The organism is Hydrogenophaga sp. 70-12 (assembly GCF_001897365.1).
GTDB lineage: Bacteria > Pseudomonadota > Gammaproteobacteria > Burkholderiales > Burkholderiaceae_C > Hydrogenophaga > Hydrogenophaga borbori.
Genome location: NZ_MKSS01000399.1, coordinates 1 through 16346, shown reverse-complemented (window position 1 = coordinate 16346; position 16346 = coordinate 1). Strand labels below are relative to the sequence as shown.

17 protein-coding genes are annotated in these 16346 nt (G+C 65.5%); all 17 read right to left on the bottom strand.

Annotated features, from left to right (window positions below):
* Window positions 1-5: 5 nt before the first annotated feature.
* The gene (locus BGO22_RS20390; RefSeq protein ID WP_286852305.1) at window positions 6-1343 is read right to left on the bottom strand and encodes a glycosyltransferase; all 1338 of its coding nucleotides are present in this window, start codon (window positions 1341-1343) and stop codon (window positions 6-8) included.
* Complete coding sequence (locus tag BGO22_RS20385; RefSeq protein WP_286852304.1) at window positions 1340-2260, bottom strand: glycoside hydrolase family protein; 921 nt, start codon at window positions 2258-2260, stop codon at window positions 1340-1342. Before BGO22_RS20385 ends, BGO22_RS20390 begins: the two co-directional genes overlap by 4 nt.
* 4 nt (window positions 2261-2264) lie before the next feature.
* Window positions 2265-2891, bottom strand: coding sequence for a class I SAM-dependent methyltransferase (locus BGO22_RS20380; protein WP_286852303.1), 627 nt, complete (start codon window positions 2889-2891; stop codon window positions 2265-2267).
* Window positions 2892-3551, bottom strand: coding sequence for an acetyltransferase (locus BGO22_RS20375; protein ID WP_070400234.1), 660 nt, complete (start codon window positions 3549-3551; stop codon window positions 2892-2894).
* On the bottom strand, window positions 3548-4615 hold the full coding sequence (locus BGO22_RS20370) for a GNAT family N-acetyltransferase (RefSeq protein WP_286852301.1): 1068 nt from the start codon (window positions 4613-4615) through the stop codon (window positions 3548-3550). The genes BGO22_RS20375 and BGO22_RS20370 overlap by 4 nt, the downstream gene beginning before the upstream one ends.
* Window positions 4612-6492, bottom strand: coding sequence for an asparagine synthase (glutamine-hydrolyzing) (gene asnB, locus BGO22_RS20365; RefSeq protein WP_286852300.1), 1881 nt, complete (start codon window positions 6490-6492; stop codon window positions 4612-4614). Before asnB ends, BGO22_RS20370 begins: the two co-directional genes overlap by 4 nt.
* The gene (locus BGO22_RS20360) at window positions 6492-7679 is read right to left on the bottom strand and encodes a DegT/DnrJ/EryC1/StrS family aminotransferase (protein ID WP_286852299.1); all 1188 of its coding nucleotides are present in this window, start codon (window positions 7677-7679) and stop codon (window positions 6492-6494) included. The genes asnB and BGO22_RS20360 overlap by 1 nt, the downstream gene beginning before the upstream one ends.
* A 16-nt stretch (window positions 7680-7695) precedes the next feature.
* Window positions 7696-8697, bottom strand: a complete 1002-nt coding sequence (locus BGO22_RS20355) for an NAD-dependent epimerase/dehydratase family protein (protein WP_070400238.1) — start codon at window positions 8695-8697, stop codon at window positions 7696-7698.
* Between the two features lie 17 nt (window positions 8698-8714).
* Window positions 8715-9827: a DegT/DnrJ/EryC1/StrS family aminotransferase gene (locus BGO22_RS20350; protein WP_286852326.1), complete on the bottom strand. Its 1113-nt coding sequence runs from the start codon at window positions 9825-9827 to the stop codon at window positions 8715-8717.
* A gap of 2 nt (window positions 9828-9829) precedes the next feature.
* Window positions 9830-10408: an acyltransferase gene (locus BGO22_RS20345; protein ID WP_204744976.1), complete on the bottom strand. Its 579-nt coding sequence runs from the start codon at window positions 10406-10408 to the stop codon at window positions 9830-9832.
* A 5-nt stretch (window positions 10409-10413) separates the two neighbouring features.
* Window positions 10414-11364, bottom strand: a complete 951-nt coding sequence (locus tag BGO22_RS20340) for a Gfo/Idh/MocA family oxidoreductase (RefSeq protein WP_204743878.1) — start codon at window positions 11362-11364, stop codon at window positions 10414-10416.
* Between the two features lie 28 nt (window positions 11365-11392).
* Entirely contained in the window at window positions 11393-12691 is a 1299-nt protein-coding gene (locus BGO22_RS20335) for a nucleotide sugar dehydrogenase (protein WP_204743879.1), read from the bottom strand.
* The gene (rfbC, locus tag BGO22_RS20330; RefSeq protein WP_286852298.1) at window positions 12688-13260 is read right to left on the bottom strand and encodes a dTDP-4-dehydrorhamnose 3,5-epimerase; all 573 of its coding nucleotides are present in this window, start codon (window positions 13258-13260) and stop codon (window positions 12688-12690) included. The genes BGO22_RS20335 and rfbC overlap by 4 nt, the downstream gene beginning before the upstream one ends.
* Complete coding sequence (gene rfbA / locus BGO22_RS20325) at window positions 13257-14162, bottom strand: glucose-1-phosphate thymidylyltransferase RfbA (protein ID WP_286852297.1); 906 nt, start codon at window positions 14160-14162, stop codon at window positions 13257-13259. Before rfbA ends, rfbC begins: the two co-directional genes overlap by 4 nt.
* Complete coding sequence (gene rfbD, locus BGO22_RS20320) at window positions 14159-15061, bottom strand: dTDP-4-dehydrorhamnose reductase (RefSeq protein ID WP_204743882.1); 903 nt, start codon at window positions 15059-15061, stop codon at window positions 14159-14161. The genes rfbA and rfbD overlap by 4 nt, the downstream gene beginning before the upstream one ends.
* Window positions 15058-16122 carry a dTDP-glucose 4,6-dehydratase gene (rfbB, locus tag BGO22_RS20315; RefSeq protein ID WP_286852296.1) on the bottom strand — a complete coding sequence of 355 codons (1065 nt, stop codon included), beginning with the start codon at window positions 16120-16122 and terminating at the stop codon, window positions 15058-15060. The genes rfbD and rfbB overlap by 4 nt, the downstream gene beginning before the upstream one ends.
* Window positions 16123-16176: 54 nt before the next feature.
* The coding region (locus tag BGO22_RS20310; protein ID WP_286852325.1) for a zinc-finger domain-containing protein at window positions 16177-16346 on the bottom strand (170 nt) is incomplete at its 5' end.

Here is a 16346-nt window from a genome sequence, read left to right as displayed (position 1 = left end):
TCCGTTCAGAGAGTGCCTTGCGATGCGAACGCAAGAACGCGGCGCTTGAGCTCGGGGGCGGCGTCGATGCCCAGGGCCGAATCACCAAACCGGTCCAGGTATTGCCGCAGTACCTTTTGCAAACTGCGATCGTCAATTCCCATGCCTAAAAAGTACCGGTTCTGCTCGGGGTAGTACATCCATTCCGGCGGGATCGGTTCTCCTGCCGCAAGCATGAGATAGCGACCTGCAACCGCTCGCGGAGACCAGTTCTTTTCCACAAATTCCTTCGCTTGGGCGCCCAGTTGTTCTCGGCGAGTGCTGTCCACGGCCAGCGAGCGAATCGCTTCCTCTAGTCGTTCTGGATGGCAATACAGGCTGGGCGGCCTCATGTAGGGCGCGAGGTCCGCTTCATGGTGGGCGCTGTAGTAGCCGCACACCACGGCAGGTTTTCCGGCAAGGGCTGCTTCTGCGGCGAATCCGGCCATTGGCGAGTCTGAGTAAACCTGATCCACGACAAAGTCGCATGCTGCGATTGCCTGTCTTACCTCCATGTGCGGGCGATTAGAGATCTCGGTGTACTCCAAATCGATGCCTGACTGCTGAAGCCGTCGCATCGCAGCGCGTATCTCGGTCGTGCCCTTACCGATATGGAAAGAAGGACTGTGCAACACGCGAACCACTGTGGCTCGTGCTCGGGGTTCGCCGGGATCGTTCAGCGCGACGGCGTCAACAGGGATGCCGACCGCTAAGCCGATGACGTATGGCTTGGTCTGCAGTTGTGCCTGTGGTGGCGCATTGATTACCACATTGGCGTGGCGTTCGATGCGGCGCACCGTTTCCCTGCGCTCCTCATTGACGCGATGGTAGGTGGCCATATCGCTGTCGGTGGGGAAAGCCCCCGATGAGGGCTGCCCGGACATGCGCGAGGTCCCCTGGCAAAAGCCGTCCATCCATGCCGGACGCGAATCGGTGCCATGAAACGTGTAAACGATGCGCCGTCCTAACAGTCGCATGAGACGCAACTCCCGGAACCGGAAAAACGACGATCCACCACCCATCAGGAATACATCGAAACGAATCAGGGCCCAGGCCAGAAACACAGCCCGACTCAGAGTCACCATCGAGAGCCAGAAGAGTCGGCGCAGAGACGATGTTTCCAGTGCTCCAACGCGCCTTGCGACGCACCATTGCGCGAATCTTGGAATCCAGTGGCGGGTGGAGGGCCCATAGCCGAATCTATGGTCCTGAAGTGGGAAAAACTCCGCCTCCGCGCCCAATTCCAAGAGCCCCCGATGCAAGCGGGCGTAGTAGCCGGAGACCTCTGTTAGCCCGATAAAAATTCGCATTTGCAGGCCGCTCAATCATTCTTCCAGCGAGCGACGCCGAACCCGTGAGCGCCGAATCCATTGCCGTTGACAAGCATCCAGCGCTGCCCGCCGAGTTCGAAGACCGCCGGGTAGCAGAGCATTTCATTCCCGAAGTCTGGCAAGCCGTTGATGCCGCTGGCAGCATCCTCTCGATGCCAATGCAGCCCATCCTTGGATTCCGCGTAACCGATCCGGTAGCGACCGATGGTGGTGTGAACATAGGAAAACCACATGCCCAAGACCCCTTTTCGAACCTCCATTACGGAAGACCGGGCCGTGTTCGTTTCGCCATCCCGCAGGTCTATCGCGATATGTCCCTTTCGCTCCCAGTCGAGCGGACTGGATCCTTCTGCCAACTTGATGTGGTAGCGCGATAGAAGACGGCCGTCACCATCTCGGAACCACCCGATGCCTGAGACGTAGGTCATCAACCAACGTCCGTTGTGTTGAATGACATTGGGCGAGGTAACCAAGCAGGGGTCGCAACTGCTGCGGCTCAGCAGCGGGGCGTCGCTCAGCCGCTGAAACACCTCTCCGTCTTGGCTGCTGGCGACACCGATGGACGCGTAGAACATCGGTGACTCGAATCCCTTGTTCCAGCCAATAAAGTACATCAGCCATCGATCCCCATTCCGGACGATGCAAGAAGGGAAGACACCATGTTCGTCGAAGTAGCCCAGGGGGCCCGGTGACATGACTGGGTGTTCGCTTGTGCGAGCAACAGCTACGGAGTCGCCTTCGAGCCGGAGGTCAACGAATCCGATGCTCGAATACTGGCGCTTGTCTCGTGAGGCAAAGAACACCCGCACCGTCTGGCCGTCGATCACCATGGGCGTCGGCAATTGCGCGTGGCTATGCATCCAAGCCCGGCGAAACGAGTCAAGTGCGACGAAGCGCTTGAATTCCCACATGGCGCTAGGCCCTCACGACGATCGTCCACTCATACAGCGGATAGTCGTGCAGCAGCGCCACCTGGCGCGAGTAGTTGCGCTTGCAGTGGTCGAACCAGAACAAGGGGTCGCCGTAGAACAGGTGGGGCTCTTGCCAGTCCACGTAGGTCGACAGCAGATTGAAGGCGAAGCCCTTGCGCGAATGGCGGTGCATTTCGTCGAGCTTGCCCAGGACGAACCGCTTCCACTCGTCTTCGCTGGCTTCGAAGCGCACGTTGAAGGTGCCCGAGACAAATGTGTAGTCGGCCTCGGTCTCGAGGGTGGTGCTCTGGCGCAGGTCCAGTTCGCCCTGGAACCCGCCGAGACGGGCGCGAGCGGTGTCGAGCATCTTCTCGCTGAGGTCGTAGCCGTGGTAGGCGCTGACCTTCATGCCCCGCTCCAGCAGATGGTCGAGGTGCGCGCCATAGCCGCAGCCATAGTCGTTCACGCTGAAAGGCTGGGCGCTGGCGTCGACGACCGAAGTCAGTTTTTCAAACCGCAGGCGCTGCGACTCGGGCGTGTTCCAGCCCACGGCCGTGGAGACGGGGCCGTTGCGCTCGAGGTTGTCGCTGTAGAGCTCGCTGATGCGAGACAGGGGCTTGGACAGATCCACTCAGAACTCCAGTTGGTCGCTCGTCTTGGGGAAGGCCTTGGTGGCACTGGGCACGAACACCTCGCGTTCGCGGGTATCGCGAGCAATAACGGCACCCGCGCCGATGAGGTTTTCGGCGCCGATGCTCAGGCTGTCATGCAGCGTCGAGTTGACGCCGAGAAAGCTGTTGTCACCGATCTTGCAGGAGCCAGACACCACCACATGCGACGAGATAAAGCAGTGGTTGCCGATGCTCGAGTGGTGACCGATGTGGTTGCCGCTCCAGAGAATGGTGTTGTTGCCGATCTGCACGTGGGGCTGAATGACGTTGTTCTCGAAGATGAACACGTTCTCGCCGAAGCGGTTGCTGCTCCAGGTTTTGACGTTGGGGGCGATGAAGGAGGCGAAGGAATAGCCCCGGGCCTTCAGTTCCTCATAGGTCGCCTGCCTGAGCTTGTTCATCTTGCGGTAGCCGATGGCCACGAAGACGTCGACCGCACCCGGTGGGTGGTGACGATCGAGCTCCTCGACCGTCACGATGGGCAGTCCGCCGAACGTGTCTTGGTTCTTGTATTGCGCGTGGCAGGCGAAAGCGCGCACGCGGTAGTCGGTGTACTCGTGGAAATAGTCGCGCACCACCTCGGCGAACAGCGCGGTGCCCACGACGACCATGTCTTTCATGTTGTCTCCTGGTTCGCTCCGGCAGACGCCAGGGCGGAAAACGGCAAAACGTAGAAGCCGGGGTACTCGCGCAACAAGGTCTCGCGCGTGGCGTTTCGTAGCCCGGCCGAGCGCAGCCGGGTGAAGTAGTGGTAGCGGATGTCCTGGGTGCCCCACTTCTTCTTGAAGGCATACACGCCGTCCTGCGTCAACCAGGTGCCGCCCCAGTTCCACTGGCGATAGCCTGCCGCCATGGCGTCCACCATGGCGTCGTGGATCAGAAGGGGCAGGGCTTGGGAGGACCGGTGTTGCTCAACCACGCAGGGCGTGAAGTACTCCACCGTCTGATTGCCGTAGAGCAGCAGCAACGCGGCCACGCGCTCGCCATCGAGTTCGGCCAGGTAAATGGTCCACGCGTCGCGTGGCAGCCACTGGGGAATCTGCTGGAAGAAGCCGAGTCGCTTGGGCAGTCCGCCGATCGAGCGGATGTTCTGGTCATGGGTGGCGTGCAGGAACGCAATGGCTTCGTCCGAATGGGACTTCGAGACCGTCAAACCGCTGCGCTGGGCCTTGCGGATGTTGCGCGGGCGCGGGTCGTCGAACAAGGCCATCAGGCTTGCCGGCTGCCGGTCCTCGGGGAAGACCGTGAACTGCCCGATGCGTTCGTCTCGCAGTTCGTGCGGCAGATGGGCCTCATAGAGCGCATGGTCGGCGACCAGTGGGTTGGTGATCAGGGTGGAAGCCACGGCGCCCATGTTCTCACCGAAGGCGTCGAAGGCGCGCACCACGGCCAGCCAGGCCTGCTGATCGCCATCGGGGACGATGGCGCCGCCGTTGCTGCCGTAAAAGGCAAGCGAGTTGACCACAGGGCCCAAGGCGCCGTGCTTGACCAGCAAAGGCAAAGCCGCGCGCAGGCCCGAGGCATCCTGCGCGGTCAGCCAGTAGGGGATGGATTGTGTTTCTGCCGCTACCAGGCCGATGTAGCCTGGGCTGGCGTAGATCAGCGTGCGCGGATCGCGGTAGACGAAGGACTCGATGGCGTCGTTGCCCGGGCCTTCGATCAGCTGGGTGTGAAGGGCGCTCATGGCAGGGTCGTGGCGAGCCACTGCTCGACGTTGAGCAGCGACCAGATCAGCAGGCGCCGATTCTGTCGTCCTTCGAGGTGCTCGTTCACGAGACTCGCCACCGTCTCGCGATCGAGCAGGTCGTACAGGCGGGAGTGCCCTCCCAGCAGCTTGCGGCGCACGAAGTCGATGCTTTCGCCTTTGAACCAGCTGGCATCGGGAGAAGAAAACCCCTGCTTCTCGGCTTGTGTGACGCTGGGTGGAATGTGGCGCGCCATCACGTCGCGCAGGATCTGCTTGCCGTCGCGGGTCTTCTCGAAGTACTTGACCGCCTTGCCGCCCGGCTCGTTCTCATTGATGCGCACCACCTCCGCCAGGTTGTTGAGCTTGAGGTTGACCGGGCATTGCATGGCGAAATCGACCAGATCGTTGTCCATGAAGGGCACGCGCGCCTCGAGCCCATGCGCCATGCTCAGCTTGTCTTCCACAACGAAAAGACCGTGCAGGAAGGTCTTGGCCTCGAAGTACAGCGAGTGGTTGATGTAGTCCTCGGGCCGGTCGAGTTCGTTGTCGTGTGTGAGGAAGACGTCGCGGAAGATGTCGCGCGTCCAGACGTGCTTCACGTCGCTCCAGATCGGCGCGAACACCTTGGAGAGGACCGTATTGGGAATGAGCCGGTGCCAGAACACGTAGTACTGGTCGATGTAGTGCTCGAAGTCCTGGTTGACCACCGCGCGGTAGTAGCGCCATGGATAGCCGCCGAAGAGCTCGTCGCCACCGCCACCAGACAGCACCACCTTCACGAATTTGCTGGCCAGTTGGGCGGCATAGAAGTTGGGGTAGCTCTGCCCCACGCGGGGCTCTTCCAGGTGCCAGGCCAGCCGTGGCAGGCACCGCTCCATGTCGCCAGCCTTGAGCACCATCTCGTAGTGCTCGGTCTTGAAGCGCGCCGACATGGCCTCGGCCTTGACGCGCTCGTCGAAGGCCAGCTCGATGCCCGAGGCCGAACTGAGGTCGAAGCCGCAGGTGAAGGTCTTGAGGTTGGCGAAGGACTGGGCGGCGACCGCGGTGATCGAGCCGCTGTCCATGCCGCCCGACAGGTAGGCGCCCAGTTCGACGTCGCTCACGAGCTGGCGGTTGACGGCCTGACGGAACAGGCGATCGAGTTCTTCCAGGTATTCCTCGCGCCGGCCCGGACGGTCGGGCTCGCGAAAGCGGTAGTCCCAGTAGCGCGTGCGCTCCAGCGACGCGTTCGGCTGGCGCAGGTCCAGCGTGGCATAGTGGCCCGCGGGCAGCAGCTGTACGTCCTGCAGCAGGGTGCGGTCGGTGAAGATGTTCTGGAAGGTCAGGTATTCCAGCAGCGCTGGCTTGTCCAGTTGGCGCTGGAAGGCGGGATGGGCCAGGATCGCCTTCTGCTCCGAGGCAAACAGCAGCCGTCCATTCTGCTGCGCCACATACAGCGGCTTGATGCCGTAGCGATCGCGCGCCAGCAGCAGCCGGCGTTCCTTGCGGTCCCACAGGGCGAGCGCGAACATGCCGTTGAGCCGGACCAGGCCCTCGGGCCCCCAATGGGCCAGGGCGTGCAGCAGTACCTCGGTGTCGGACTGCGAGCGAAACCAGTAGCCCGCCGCCTGAAGCTCGGCGCGCAGCTCGCGGAAGTTGTAGATCTCGCCGTTGTAGGTGATGACGTAGCGGTGGTCGGCGCTGATCATCGGCTGGTGCCCGCCGGGCGACAGGTCGATGATGGCCAGGCGCCGATGCCCGAAGCCTACCGGTCCTTCTATCCAATGGCCTTCACCATCAGGTCCGCGATGGGCAATGGCATCCGTCATCCGTTGCAGGATGACCGGAGACACCGCGTCACCGGAAAGTTCGATGAGACCCGCAATGCCACACATCAGGGATTCGAGCTCCGGACCTGGTCGATCACGTAAGCCTGCTCGGCTTCGCTCATGCCGTGGAACAGGGGCAAGGAGATGCTGCAGTCGTTGGCGGCCCAGGCCTGGGGAAAGTCCGCCGGCGAGAGCTGGTACTTCTCGCGGTAGAACTGCAGCATGTGCACCGCATGGGTGGCCGGGCGGGTGGAGATGCCCGCCTTGAGCAACCGGTCCATCCAGTCGTTGCGGCGTGCGTTGACCCGGGGGATGGACTCGCGCGTGACCGGCTCCGGCTGAAACAGGCAGGGGTAGCTTTGGTAGCCGTGCGTCATGTTCTGCACATGGGCCGGCGTGCGCAGCCAGGACAGGTCCGCAAAGGCCTCGTCGTAGACCCGCGCCAGCCGTTGGCGCTCGGCCACGATGGCCGCGGCGCGGTCCATCTGGGCCGAGCCAAGAGCGGCCTGGATATCGGTCATGCGCTGGTTGTAGCCGGCGTCCGGGTGATCGGCCAGCAGGTAGGGGCGTGGGCCCAGGTGGCGCTGCAGGTCGCTCATGGCCGCACCATGGTCGCGCAGACGGCGCAGTGTCACGGCCAGCTCGTCGTCGTCGGTGGTGACCATGCCGCCTTCACCGGTGGTGATGGCCTTGCGAGGGTGGAAGCTGAAGGCTGCGGCGTGGCCGAAAGTGCCGACGTGGCGCTCGCCGATGCGGCTGCCGAAGCCGCAGGCCGCGTCTTCCACCACCCACAGCTGGTGCGCGCGCGCCAGGCGGTTCACCCCGTCCATGTCGGCCGGCAGCCCGAACAGGTGCACTGGCAGGATGGCCCGGGTGCGTGGCGTGATCTTGGCCTCGAGGTCGGCCAGGTCCAGGTTGAAGGTCTCCAGGTCGATGTCGCAGAACACCACTTTGCCGCCCAGGTGCTCGACCACGTTGGCCGTGGCGATCCAGGTGAACGCCGGGACAATGGCCTCGTCACCCGGGCCGAAGCCCAGGGCCGCCAGCGCCAGGTGCAAGCCTGTGGTGCAGGAGGTCACGGCGATGGAGTGCTTGGCGCCAGTAAAGGCGCTCCATTTCTCCTCGAATTCCCGCACCTTGGGACCCTGCACGAGCCAGCCGCTGCGCAGCGGCCCGAGCACGCTCTGGATTTCTTCCTCGGTGAGTTGGGTGCGCGCGATGGGCACCTGCATGGCGGCGGTGGTGGTGTTCATGGGGTCCTCTTGTGGGTCAGGCGGGCAGTCCGACGGCGGCGCGCCGGGCGGCGACTTCTGCCTTGTGGGCGGCGCGCCATTCGATGAGTTTGCGCAGGCCTTCGCGCAGCTCGATGCGCGCAGTGAAGCCGATTTCGCGCGTGGCCTTCACGGGCGAGCCGATGCGGTTGCGCACCAGCGTGGCCTGACTGCGGGGCGCATAGCGGATGGGCTGCTTGCAGCCGGTGAGCTCGATCAGCATCTCGGCGAGCTCTTTGAGCGAGGTGCGCTGCCCCGTGCCAACGTTGTAGAAGCTGTCGACCGCCTCGGCCTTCATGGCGCAAAGGTTGGCCAGACCACAGTCCTCGACCGCCACGAAATCGAAGGCCTCGGAGCCGTCGCCCATGATGGTGGGGCTTTCGCCTTTGTCGATGGCGTCCAGCATCTTCATGATCACGGCGATGTAGGCGCCGTGGTAATCCTGGCGCGGACCATAGACGTTCATGTAGCGCAGGCCCACGAAGTTCAGGCCGTAGCGGTGGTGGAACGAGCGCATCATGGCCTCGCCCGCGATTTTGGTGGCGCCGTAGAAGTTCTGGTTGTTGAACGGATGGTCTTCGGTCATGGGCTCTTCGATGGCGTCGCCGTAGACCGATGCCGACGAGGACCACACCAGGCGCTTGATGCCCTTGGCCACGCAGGCTTCCATCACATTGAAGGTGCCGCGCACGTTCACGTCGAAGGCGGTGCGCGGGTACTCGTGGCACTGCAGCAGCCACAGCGCGGCCAAGTGGAACACGCCGTCGGCGCCGTCGAACGCCGACTGCAGGATGTCCGTTTGCATGATGTCGCCACCGGCCTCGTAGATGCGCACGCGCGGGTCCTTGAGTGCCTCTGCCAGGTTCTCGGCGCGACCACGCACGAAGTTGTCGTAGATCACGATTTCCTTGACGTCTTCGCGCAGTAGGTGGTCGACCGTGTGGGAGCCGATCAGGCCGGCACCGCCGACCACCACGAGTTTCTTGCCTTGGATGTCCATGATGGGTTTCTTGAAGTTCAGGGTTGGGTGGACGCGCAGGCGTCCTGAAGGGCTTCGATCACGCGGTCCTGCACGGCTTCGCTCAGATCGGCGGACATGGGCAGGCTCATGACGCGATCCGCCGCGAAGTCGCTGGCCGGTGTGGGGTGGGGCGGGCACAGGCCGGCATAGGCCGGCTGGCGGTTCAATGGCATCGGGTAGTGCACCGCCGTGGGCACGCCACGCTGTTCCAGTTCTTTTTGAAGCGCAGCGCGCTGCTCCACGAACACGGTGTACTGCGCCCAGACGCAGCTTCGGTCGGCGGGGCGGCCGAGCAGACCGATGGGCAGGCCGCTGGCGCGCAGCACCTGGCCCCAGCGCTCGCCAAGGGCGAGGCGCCGTTCGATCTCCCAGTCGAATCGCTCGAGCTTGGCCAGCACGATGGCGCACTGCAGCGTGTCCATGCGCCCGCCCACGCCGATGCGCGTGTGCACGTAGCGGCGCGATTGGCCGTGCACGCGGATCTCGCGCAGGGCCTGGGCCAGGCCGTCGTCGTTGGTGAAGATCGCCCCGCCATCACCGTAGCAGCCGAGGGGTTTGCTGGGGAAAAAACTGGTGCAGCCCAGAGTGGAGAGGTTGCCGCTGGGGCGGCCACGGTAGGTGGCGCCAAAGCTTTGCGCGGCGTCCTCGATCACGGCGATGTTGCCGTGGCGGGCCGCCACGGCGTTGATGGCGTCCATGTCCGCGGTCTGTCCATACAGGCTCACGGGCATGATGGCTTTGGTGCGGCTGGTGATGCGGGCCTCGATCTGGGTGGCGTCGAGGTTGCAGGTATCCGGCTCGATGTCCACGAACACGGGGGTGGCGCCCGCCAGGACGATCATCTCGGCCGTGGCGGCGAAGGTGAAAGGCGTGGTGATCACCTCGTCGCCGCGCCCGATGCCCAGGGCCATCAGGCCCATCAGCAAGGCCTCGGTGCCGCTGGAGACGGTGATGCAGTGCCGCGCGCCCGTGCGCTCGGCCAGTTTTTCCTCCAGCTCGCGAACCTCCGGCCCCATGATGTACTGGCCGTGTTCCAGCACGGCGTTGATGCGCGCCTGGATCTGCGGCTGCAGCGCGCGGTACTGGGTCTTGAGGTCAATGAAAGGAATGCTCATGGCGAGGGTTCCCGGCTGAGTTGCCGCCCGCTGAGGCGGTATTGCGTGCCCGTGTGCGGGCAGGTGTGGTGGCCGCTGCCCTGCAGGGGCAGCGGAATCGGTTCGCCGTGCTCGCTCATCCAGCCCACCTGGCGGGCCGGCACGCCTACCATGAGGGCGTAGGCGGGAACGTCGCGCGTGACGACCGCGCCCGCACCCACGAAGGCGAACTCGCCGATCGTGGTTCCGCACACCACGGTGCAGTTGGCGCCGAGCGTGGCGCCGCGGCGCACAAGGGTGGGGCGGTACTCGTGCTTGCGCTCGACCAGCGCGCGCGGGTTGTGCACATTGGTGAACACCATGCTGGGTCCGCAGAACACCCCTTCTTCCAGGGTGACGTTGTCGTACACGCTCACGTTGTTCTGGATCTTGCAGCGGTCGCCGATCTCGACCCGGTTGCCCACGAAGACGTTCTGGCCGAGCGAGACGCCGCGGCCGATGCGCGCGCCCGCGCACACGTGCACGAAGTGCCACACGCGCGAGCCGTCGCCGATCGTCGCGCCTTCGTCGACGACCGCGCTCGGGTGGACGCTCACGCCGTTCAAGCGGACCGCCCTTTCAGGAAGGGGTGGCCTTCACCGGCGCGCGCTGCCGTGGGGGGGCTGTTGCGGATGGTGTCCACCACTTCGATGCAGGGACGGGCGTCGGCCAGGCCGTAGCCCCGGCCCGCCAGCACCTCGCGGTAGCTGGTGGTGTGCAGGTCGGTGAAGCCCTCGGAAAACTCGAGCTGCTCACCGCTGATGTCGATGTTGCGGAAGGTGGTCTTCTTGCCTTTCACCTCGGCCGGGAGGTCATCGGCGTCGATGGACAGGAACCAGCGCACCCGAGCGCGCTCGTACTCCAGGTAGCCCGCGGCCTTGGCCTCGGCGTTGAGATGCACCTCGTTGCGCAGCGCAGGACCGAAGACGAACTGCAGCATGTCGTAGAAATGCACACCAATGTTGGTGGCCACGCCGAAGGACTTGCGCGGGTCGCCTTTCCAACTTTCCATGTACCACTTGCCGCGCGAGGTGATGTAGGTCAGCTCGACGTCGAACTTGTTGTCGCGGGGCGCAGCCGCCACTTTTTCGCGCAGCTTCAGGATGGCGTCGTGGTGGCGCAACTGCAGGATGTTGTAGACACGACGGCCGGTCTCCCGCTCAACCTCGGCCAGCTCGTCGATCAGGGCCGGCGTCGGCACCAGGGGCTTCTCGCAGATCACGTCACAACCCAGCCGCAGTCCAGCCGCGATGTGGGCGTGGTGCAGGTGATTGGGCGAACAGACGCTCACATAGTGCAGGGCGGTGGCCGGGTCGCGCCGCAGGCGGTAGGCGTGCTCCAGGAAGCGCTCGAAGTCGGTGAAGAACTCGCTCTGGGGCGAAATGCTGTCGATGATGCCGACCGAATCGTTGATGTCGTACGCGACAGACAGGCGGTGACCAAGGTCCTTGATGGCGCGCATGTGCCGCGGGGCGATGTAGCCGGCGGCACCGATGAGGGCAAAGTTTTTCATGGAGTGGGGGCTGTGGTTGGCGCGGGGCTCACAGTCGGAAGACACTGAAGCCGGCTCGCGCCGCTTCGTGCCGGTCGTACAGACTCTTGAGGTCGCCCAGCACGGGCTGCGCGTCCGGGCGACACAGGTGGGCCAGCTGCGTCGGGGTCATCTCACGGAACTCGCGATGACCCACGGCCACGATAAGGCTGTCCACGGGTTCCTGCGCCCGCAGTTCGCCGAGCTCGATACCGTACTCGTCGCGCACCTCCCGCGCGTCGGCCCACGGGTCGGTGACGACCACCTTGACGTTCCAGCCCTGCAGTTCGCGCACCAGGTCGGCGACCTTGCTATTGCGGATGTCGGGACAGTTTTCCTTGAAAGTGATACCCATCACGCCCACGGTGCTGCGCGGCACGTCGATGCCGTTGCGCAGCATGCGCTTGATGACGTTGCGCGCGGCGTAGCGCGCCATGTTGTCGTTGATGCGACGCCCGGCCAGGATGACCTGCGGGTTGTAGCCCACCTCTTCGGCCTTGTGCGTCAGGTAGTAGGGATCGACACCGATGCAGTGGCCGCCGACCATGCCCGGTCGAAAAGGCAGGAAGTTCCACTTGCTGCCGGCAGCCTCGAGCACCTCCAGGGTGTCGATGCCCAAGCGCTCGAAGATGACGGAGAGTTCGTTGACCAGGGCGATGTTGAGGTCGCGCTGGGTGTTCTCAATTACCTTGGCCGCCTCGGCAACCTTGAGGCTGGTGGCGGGGAAGGTGCCGGCCGTGATGATGGAGCGGTAGAGCGCATCGACCGCGGCGGCGGCGGCAGGCGTGGAGCCGCTGGTGATCTTGCGGATCCTGGTCAAGGTGTTGACCTTGTCGCCCGGGTTGATGCGCTCCGGGCTGTAGCCGCAAAAGAAATCCTGGTTGAAGCGCAGGCCCGACAGGCGTTCGAGCACGGGCACGCAGACCTCTTCGGTGCAACCCGGGTAGACCGTGGATTCGTAGATGACCAGGGCACCAGGCCGCAAGGCCTTGCCCACGGTTTCGCTGGCCTTGATCAGCGGCGTCATGTCGGGACGGTTGGCTTTGTCCACCGGCGTGGGCACGGTGACGATGAACACGCCGGCCTGTTCCAGTTCCGCAGGGTCACAGCTGTAGCGCAGCTGGTGGGCGTCGCGCAGCTGTTCCTCGCTGCACTCGCGTGTGTGGTCGCGACCGGCTCGCAACTCGGCGACGCGGTGCTCGTTGATGTCGAAGCCGAGCACCGGACGCGAGCGACCAAATTCCACCGCGAGGGGCAGGCCGACGTATCCCAGTCCGATGACGGCGATGAGCTTGTTGTCCAGATTCATGCTGATGGGGCGAGAGGGTGTTCTGCCTGATCCAGGCCGGGGGCTGCGGCGTCCTTGGCCGACAGGATCGGCGGGCCATCCAGTGGCCACGCGATGCCGAGGGTCGGGTCATTCCAACGGATGCTGCGCTCCGCCTCGGGTGTGTAGTAGTCGCTGGTCTTGTAGAGGAAGTCCGCGCTCTCGCTGGTCACGAGAAAGCCGTGCGCGAGTCCCGGGGGGATCCACAGCTGCCGGTGATTGTCCTCGCTGAGCTCGAGTCCCACCCACTGACCATAGGTCGGTGATTCCAGCCGGGTATCCACCGCCACATCGAACACGCTGCCGCGCACCACGCGCACCAGCTTGCCTTGCGCATGCGGGGCCACCTGGTAGTGCAGGCCGCGCAGCACGCCCTGGGCCGAGCGCGAATGGTTGTCCTGAACGAAGCGCACGTCCAGGCCCGTGGCCTCGTTGAAGGCCTCCTGGTTGAAGCTCTCCAGAAAGAAGCCGCGCGAATCGCCGAACACCCGGGGCTCCAGAATGAGCACGCCGGGGATGGCGGTGGGGGTGACCTTGAGCGAGGCGCTCATGCCGGCGAACCTCCGTACACGCGATCCTCCAGCAACCGCATCAGGTACTGCCCATAGCCGTTCTTGCTCAAAGGCTCCGCCAGCCGCCGCAGCTGCGCCGCATCGATCCACCCGTGGCGCCAGGCGATTTCTTCCGGGCAGGCGATCTTCAAGCCCTGACGGTGCTCCAGCGTGGCGATGAACTGCCCCGCGTCGAGCAGGCTGTCGTGAGTGCCGGTGTCCAGCCAGGCGTAGCCGCGCTGCAGGATGCGCACGTTGAGTTGGCCGCGCTCCAGGTAGGCCTGGTTCACGGCGGTGATTTCCAGCTCGCCGCGCGCGCTGGGCTTCACCGAGCGTGCGATGTCGACCACCTGGGCGTCGTAGAAGTACAGCCCGGTGACGGCATAGCTGCTCTTGGGTTTGGCGGGCTTTTCTTCGATGCTCAGGGCCTTGCCCTGTTCGTCGAAGGCCACCACCCCGTAGCGCTCGGGGTCGGTGACGTGGTACGCGAACACGGTGGCGCCGCTGGCCTGGGCGTCCGCGCCGCGCAGCAGGTTCGCCAGGTCGTGTCCGTAGTAGATGTTGTCGCCCAGCACCAGCGCGCTCGGGCCATCGCCCACGAAGTCGGCGCCGATGATGAAGGCCTGGGCCAGGCCGTCGGGGCTGGGTTGCACCGCGTACTGCAGGCTCATGCCCCAGGCGCTGCCGTCGCCCAGCAGCTGCTGGAAGCGCGGCGTGTCCTGCGGCGTGCTGATGATCAGCACCTCGCGAATGCCGGCCAGCATGAGCGTGCTCAGCGGGTAATAGACCATGGGCTTGTCGTACACCGGCAGCAGTTGCTTGCTGATGGCCAACGTGGCCGGGTGCAGGCGGGTGCCCGAGCCGCCGGCGAGGATGATGCCCTTGCGTCGCGTGTGGTTCATGCCGTCCCCAGGTGCTCCACGAGCATACGCCGCACGCCCGCCTCCCAGGCGGGCAGGCTCAGCCCGAAGGCCTCGCGCAGGCGGCGCGTGTCCAGGCGCGAGTTGAGCGGGCGTCGGGCGGGCGTCGGGTAGTCGGCGGTGGCGATGGCCTCGATGTCGCGGACCTTCCACGGCAGCTCGGGCCGCAGCGCACGGCCTTGTTCGATGGCGTAGCGCGCCAGCCCGTGCCAGCTCGTCTCGCCGGCCGCGGCCACGTGGTAGGTGCCCGCCAGGGTAGGCTTCGCGAGCAGCGAGCGCAGGGCGTGCGCGCTCACGTCGGCCAGCAGTTCGGCGCCGGTGGGCGCGCCCACCTGGTCGGCCACCACGCGCAGTTGCTCGCGCTCCTGCGCGAGCCGCAGCATGGTGCGCGGGAAGTTGGCGCCGCGCGCCGCGTAGACCCAGCTGGTGCGCAGGATCAGGTGGCGCGCGCCGCTCGCGCGCACGGCTTCTTCGCCCGCGAGCTTGGTGCGGCCATAGACGCTCAGCGGCGCGGTGGCGGCGCCCTCGTCGCGCGGCGCATCGCCGCTGCCGTCGAAAACGTAGTCGGTGGAGTAGTGCAGCAGCCAGGCGCCGCGCGCGGCGGCGGCGCGCGCCAGGGCGGCGGGCGCCTCGGCGTTGATGGTGTGCGCCAGCGCGGGCTCGGCCTCGGCCTTGTCCACCGCCGTGTGGGCGGCCGCGTTCACGATCGCGTCGGGCGCCACGCGTTCGACCAGGGCGCCCAGGCTGTCGGGGCGGGCCAGGTCCACCGCGCCGGCATCGCTCGGGTCGCGGTCGAAAGCGAACACCTCGCCCAGCGGCGCGAGGCTGCGGCGCAGCTCCCAGCCCACCTGGCCGTTGGCGCCCAGCAGCAGGATCCTCACGCGGCCCCCTGGTACTGCGCCTGCACCCAGTCGCGGTAGGCGCCGCTCTGCACCTCGGCCACCCATTCGGGGTGGTCCAGGAACCAGCGCACGGTCTTGCGGATGCCGCTGTCGAAGGTTTCGGCCGGGCGCCAGCCCAGTTCGGACTCGATCTTGCGCGCGTCGATGGCGTAGCGCCGGTCGTGGCCGGGGCGGTCTTTCACGTGGGTGATCTGCGTGCCGTAGGACTGCCCGTCGGCCCGTGGGCGCAGCTGGTCGAGCAGGGCGCAGATGGTCTTCACGATGGCGATGTTGGGCTGCTCGTTCCAACCGCCCACGTTGTAGGTCTCGCCCACGCGGCCGGCCTCGAGCACGCGGCGGATGGCGCTGCAGTGGTCGCCGACGTAGAGCCAGTCGCGCACCTGCAGGCCGTCGCCGTACACGGGCAGCGGCTTGCCCGCCAAGGCATTGACGATCATCAGGGGGATCAGCTTCTCGGGGAAGTGGAACGGGCCGTAGTTGTTGCTGCAGTTGGTGGTGAGCACCGGCAGGCCGTGCGTGTGGTGCCAGGCGCGCACCAGGTGGTCGCTGGCGGCCTTGCTGGCGCTGTAGGGGCTGTTGGGTTCGTAGGGGTGCCGCTCGGTGAAGGCGGGCGCGTCGGGCGCCAGGCTGCCGTAGACCTCGTCGGTGCTCACGTGCAGGAAGCGGAAGGCCCCGCGCTCGGCCTCGGGCCGCGCGAGCCAGTGCGCGCGCACGGCCTCCAGCAGCCGGAAGGTGCCCACCACGTTGGTCTGGACGAAGTCCTCGGCGCCGTGGATGGAGCGGTCCACGTGGCTTTCGGCCGCGAAGTTGATGACCGCGCGCGGCCGGTGCTCGTCCAGCAGGCGCGCCACCAGGGCCGCATCGCCGATGTCGCCGCGCACGAACACGTGGCGCGCATCGCCATCGAGGCTGGCGAGGTTGTGCCGGTTGCCGGCGTAGGTGAGCTTGTCGAGGTTGAGCACCGGCTCGTCGCTGCGTGCGAGCCAGTCCAGGACGAAGTTGCTGCCGATGAAACCGGCGCCGCCGGTGACCAGGATCATTCGAATCGCCTCCCTGTGCGGTGCCGGGTCATCACCGCCCGCCCTGCCGCGTGTTCAGTGGCCGTGCGCCACATGCTCGCCCGCGGCGAGCCTGTAGACCGTGCCGCAGTAAGGGCACATGGCCTCGCCGGTGGTGGCCACGTCCAGGTAGACCTTGGGGTGGCTGTTCCACAGCTTCATGTCGGCCAGCGGGCTGGGGCAGAACACCCCACCGTGCGCGTTGA